Origin of the sequence: Pseudomonas sp. NPDC087639, from assembly GCF_044743385.1 — a bacterium.
GTDB lineage: Bacteria > Pseudomonadota > Gammaproteobacteria > Pseudomonadales > Pseudomonadaceae > Aquipseudomonas.
The window spans coordinates 1-4,624 of the sequence record NZ_JBIUWI010000133.1; the positions used below are offsets into that span (position 1 = coordinate 1).

The 4,624-nt window shown below is 56.8% G+C and carries 6 protein-coding genes and 1 tRNA gene; 2 read left to right on the forward strand and 5 right to left on the reverse strand.

The window, feature by feature from the left end; translation table 11 throughout:
* Positions 1-26: 26 nt before the first annotated feature.
* Positions 27-239: a cold-shock protein gene (locus ACIOVB_RS26955; protein WP_401272211.1), complete on the forward strand. Its 213-nt coding sequence runs from the start codon at positions 27-29 to the stop codon at positions 237-239.
* Between the two features lie 98 nt (positions 240-337).
* Positions 338-826, forward strand: a complete 489-nt coding sequence (locus ACIOVB_RS26960) for an RDD family protein (protein ID WP_401272208.1) — start codon at positions 338-340, stop codon at positions 824-826.
* A gap of 87 nt (positions 827-913) precedes the next feature.
* On the opposite strand, the gene nadA is transcribed toward ACIOVB_RS26960, so the two are convergent.
* The 5 genes from nadA to ybgF all read right to left on the reverse strand — a co-directional run.
* Positions 914-1,972 (reverse strand): quinolinate synthase NadA, encoded by a 1,059-nt coding sequence (gene nadA, locus ACIOVB_RS26965; RefSeq protein WP_016773509.1) that lies wholly within the window; start codon positions 1,970-1,972, stop codon positions 914-916.
* 271 nt (positions 1,973-2,243) lie between these two features.
* Positions 2,244-2,319 (reverse strand) — tRNA-Lys (locus tag ACIOVB_RS26970).
* Between the two features lie 62 nt (positions 2,320-2,381).
* Positions 2,382-3,074, reverse strand: a complete 693-nt coding sequence (gene queC, locus ACIOVB_RS26975) for a 7-cyano-7-deazaguanine synthase QueC (protein WP_401272209.1) — start codon at positions 3,072-3,074, stop codon at positions 2,382-2,384.
* A gap of 1 nt (position 3,075) precedes the next feature.
* Positions 3,076-3,723 carry a 7-carboxy-7-deazaguanine synthase QueE gene (queE, locus tag ACIOVB_RS26980; RefSeq protein ID WP_008080230.1) on the reverse strand — a complete coding sequence of 216 codons (648 nt, stop codon included), beginning with the start codon at positions 3,721-3,723 and terminating at the stop codon, positions 3,076-3,078.
* 164 nt (positions 3,724-3,887) lie between these two features.
* Positions 3,888-4,624, reverse strand: a 737-nt coding sequence (ybgF, locus tag ACIOVB_RS26985; protein WP_401272210.1) for a tol-pal system protein YbgF, incomplete at its 5' end; no start/stop codon positions are given.

The following is a 4,624-nucleotide window of genomic DNA, read 5'->3' on the forward strand; positions in this document are numbered from 1 at the left end:
ACTGACGGCGACAAAGGAAACCAGCACTGGCCACCCGTCAGAGCGGTCCCGCCAAGTCGAATACCGACGATAAAGGATTTGGTTTTATCACTCCAGAAAGCGGTCCGGATCTGTTCGTGCATTTCCGCGCCATTCAGGGCAACGGCTTCAAAAGCCTGAAAGAAGGCCAGAAAGTGACTTTCGTTGCTGTGCAAGGCCAGAAAGGCATGCAGGCTGACGAAGTACAAGCAGAAGCTTGATCCTTCTGTAACGAAAAAGCCCCTGATATTGATATCAGGGGCTTTTTTGTGCGCGCGAATCCGTAAAATGGCGCTTCATTTCGCGTCCAGAGGCCGCCATGTCGAAACACCTGCTCACGCCCCAAGGCGACTTTCCTCCCGCTGGCCTTGGCCGTCGTCTGGCTGCGATGTTCTATGACTTTCTGTTGTGCACCGCCCTGCTGATCGTGACCGGCTTCATTTACAAGCTCATCCAGGCGGCGATCATCGGCGAAGAACGTCTGCGCGTGATGACAGATGCCGGGCAACTGGACGGCGATCCGCTGTATTCCACCGTATTGCTCCTGGTGCTGTTTGCCTTCTTCGCCAAATTCTGGACCCATGGCGGTCAGACGCTGGGCATGCAGGTGTGGGGCATTCGTGTGCAGAACGCCAACGGCACGGCGATCAGCCTGTGGCAGGCGCTGTTGCGGTTTATGGTATCGATTGCTTCATGGCTGTGCGTCGGCCTGGGATTCTTCTGGTCGCTCTATGACAAGCAGAAGCGCACGTGGCATGACATCTATTCCGATACTCGGGTCGTCCGGGTTCCGAAGAAACAAAAGTAGCGCCCATAAAAAAGATCGCAGCCTGCGGCAGCGCCTACAACGATTTCTGTAGGAGCTGCCGCAGGCTGCGATCTTTTGCTTTTACGCTTAAGCGTTACCGGCCAGCTTCATTCGCGCAGCCTGAGTGAAATCCAGCATGCGCTTCAAAGGCCGAATCGCCTGCGGAATCAACGCCGGATCAACAAAGATCTCGTTCGTCCCTTCCTTCAAGCTCTTGAGCGTGCGCTCAAGGGTGTTCATGGCCATCCACGGGCAATGTGCGCAACTGCGGCACGCTGCGCCGTTACCGGCGGTTGGCGCCTCGATGAAGACCTTGTCCGGGCATAGCTGCTGCATCTTGTAGAAAATGCCGCGGTCAGTGGCGACGATCAGAGTCTTGTTCGGCAAGGACTGCGCAGCGGCGATCAATTGGCTGGTGGAACCAACGGCGTCCGCCAGTTCGATTACCGATGTCGGCGACTCCGGGTGCACTAGAATCGCTGCATCCGGGTACAACGCCTTCATGTCCTCGAGCTGCTTGGATTTGAACTCTTCGTGGACGATGCAGGCACCGTCCCAGAGCAGCATGTCGGCGCCGGTCTTGCGCTGAATGTAGGTGCCCAGGTGTTTGTCCGGCCCCCAGATGATGGTTTCGCCGTTGTCCATCAGGCTTTCGACGATCTCCAGTGCGCAACTCGACGTCACCACCCAGTCGGCTCGGGCTTTGACGGCGGCAGAGGTGTTGGCGTAAACCACCACCGTGCGTTCCGGATGCTGATCGCAGAACGCCGAGAACTCGTCTACCGGACAACCCAGATCCAAGGAGCACGTCGCTTCCAGGGTCGGCATCAGCACACGTTTTTCCGGATTGAGAATCTTCGCGGTCTCACCCATGAACTTCACACCGGCGACCACCACGGTCTTGGCCGGATGAGCGTTGCCAAAGCGGGCCATTTCCAGGGAGTCGGAGACACAGCCGCCGGTTTCTTCGGCCAAAGCCTGAATCACCGGATCGCAATAAAAGTGGGCCACCAGCACCGCGTCCTGAGCCTTGAGCTCAGCGGCGATGGCAGAACGGTAATAAGCCTCTTCCTCGGCGGTCAGCGGTTTGGGCTGTTTCGCGTCGAGGTGAGCTTGAACCAGAAGGCGTTCGGAAATCTGCGTCATGTTCGCAAGACCTGCAGGCGCTTTCGCGCGAAAGTCGAGTATACACCCGGCTCCGGACCCCTTGTGGGTACCGCCGGGAGAGTGAGTTTTATCAGGCACGGACAGCGTTGAAGCTGCGCAAGGCTACAGAATATCCGGTTGATACAAAAGATGATTCTGACCTGTGTCAGCGCCGGCAGCACCGATCGAACGCGCACCCGAATCGCAGGCAAAAAAAAACCCGGAAATCCTCACTTTCGTGGGCCTTCCGGATTTTCTAAACCGCCAAATATGGTGGGTCGTGTGGGATTCGAACCTACGACCAATTGGTTAAAAGCCAACTGCTCTACCAACTGAGCTAACGACCCGCTGTGTGGTGGCGCGTATAATACTGATTTTTAAGGACTATTCAACACCTTTTTGAAAATAATCAAAAATAAGGTGTTGGATCGCTCACGCCGGCCGCCGCAAAGCCTTCCGCACGCAGGCGGCAGCTGTCGCATTTACCGCATGCACGGCCATTATCATCGGCCTGATAGCAGGAAACGGTGAGGCCATAATCGACGCCGAGCTTCACGCCCGCCTGTACGATCTGCGCCTTGCTCAGGTTCTGCAATGGCGCCTGAATGCGAAAGCCATTGCCTTCAACCCCCGCCTTGGTCGCCAGATTGGCCATGCGCTCGAAGGATTCGATAAACTCGGGACGGCAATCCGGATAACCGGAATAATCCACCGCATTCACACCAATAAAGATGTCACGGGCGCCAAGCACTTCAGCCCAACCCAGTGCCAGCGACAGGAAAACGGTATTGCGCGCCGGCACGTAAGTCACCGGGATGCCCTCGCCCAGCTCTTCAGGAATCTCGATGCTGGTGTCCGTCAGGGCCGAACCGCCCATGCCGTTCAGATTCAGACCGATCACCTTGTGCTCGATCACACCTAGGTCGCGGGCAACACGTGCAGCAGCGTGCAATTCGGCATGCGAACGCTGACCGTAATCGAAGCTCATGGTGTAGCAGCTATAGCCCTCGGCGCGAGCCATGGCTACGACAGTCGCAGAGTCGAGGCCGCCAGACAGCAAAATGACTGCGCGTTTTTCGGTGGTGTTCAGTTGCTCAGTCATATCAGCGCCCCGGCTCGTCATTCCAAAGATATTTATGCAGCTGCAATTGCAGGCGTACCGGCAGGTTATCCGCTACGACCCAATCTGCCAGATCCCGCGCATTCAAGTCGTGGTGACTTGGCGAGAACAGGACTTCACCGGCACGTCGGTCGAGTCCGTACTGGATCAACTTGGAAACGGCCCAGTCGTAGTCTTCCCGCGAGCAGATGACAAACTTCACCTGATCGTTGGGAGTCAGCAGTTCGATATTCTCGTAACGGTTGCGATGCGCTTCTTTCGAGCCCGGTGTTTTCAGGTCGACTACGCGACTGACGCGCGGATCGACAGCGGAAACGTCAAGAGCACCGCTGGTTTCCAGAGAGACCTCGTAACCGGCATCACACAACTGCTTGAGTAAAGGAATGGCATTAGGCTGTGCCAGCGGCTCACCGCCGGTGACGCATACATAGCGCGGACGGAATCCCGCTACTTGCTCGAGGATATCGTCGAGGGTGCGGACGGTGCCGCCACTGAACGCATAGGCACTGTCGCAGTATTGGCAACGCAAAGGGCAACCGGTCAGACGCACAAAAACAGTGGGCAGCCCGGCAGTCCGCGTTTCCCCCTGCAAAGAGTAGAAAACTTCGGTGATTCTCAATGTGTCTTGCATAGTCGCCACGGGCGTAACAGCTAAACAGGCTGTCCGCCTCCGTCAGGCACTTCAGGCAATCCCGCCAACGCGCAGACCACAAGAAGCGTGTTTCAGAAAAAGGGCGTGAATTCTAACGAAAAAACCCGCGACAGGCGCGGGTTTCTTCCAAAGGGTCAAGCAACTTACATGCGTTGCAGATCGCGTTGGGCCAACTGAGCGGCAGATGTGCCCGGATATTGGGCAACAACCTGCTGCAGAATGCCTTTTACCTTGTCGTTATGACCGAGGCGGCGCTCTACATCAGCCAGCTTGTACAGCGAGTCCGGCACTTTGGCGTGCTTGGGATACAGCTGCGAAACCTTGGCAAATGCTTGACCTGCACCTTGCAGATCACCTTTGGCCAGGTTCACTTCACCCAACCAATACTGGGCGTTGCCCGCATATTGGCTGTTCGGGTATTTGCGCAGGAAAGCGGCGAAAGCCTGGCTGGCCTTGTCGAAATCCTTGGCTTTGATCAGGTCGAAAGCGGCATCGTAATACAGCTTTTCCTTGGCCGGATCACCCGGTTCGCTACTCGCAGCAGGTGCCTGGGCAGCAGCCCCGGCGCCAGAGGCAGCACCGGCAGCAGCACTTGCATCGCCACCGGTAGAAGAATTCTCAGGAGTCGCGGCAGGTGCAACACCGGATCCTATGCGCCGATCAAGATCCTGGTATCGCTCCAGGGATTCTTGCTTCATGCGCGCAACCTGATTCTGCAGTTCTTCAATCACACCTTGCTGGCGCGAAATCTGATCCTGCATTTGTTGCAGTTGGTTGAACAGCATGCCTTGTGCCGAGGCAGGGGCCGAAGCCGCTCCCCCGGCATAGGCGCCGTTCGTACCGTAACCCGCAGGCGGATAACTACTCCCGCTATTGTTAT

Excerpts from the sequence above, each read along its gene's own strand:
- nadA (WP_016773509.1), bottom strand. The coding sequence starts at position 1,972 with ATGACGCAGATTTCCGAACGCCTTCTGGTTCAAGCTCACCTCGACGCG.
- queC (WP_401272209.1), bottom strand. The coding sequence starts at position 3,074 with ATGACTGAGCAACTGAACACCACCGAAAAACGCGCAGTCATTTTGCTG.
- queE (WP_008080230.1), bottom strand. The coding sequence starts at position 3,723 with ATGCAAGACACATTGAGAATCACCGAAGTTTTCTACTCTTTGCAGGGG.
- ACIOVB_RS26960 (WP_401272208.1), top strand. The coding sequence starts at position 338 with ATGTCGAAACACCTGCTCACGCCCCAAGGCGACTTTCCTCCCGCTGGC.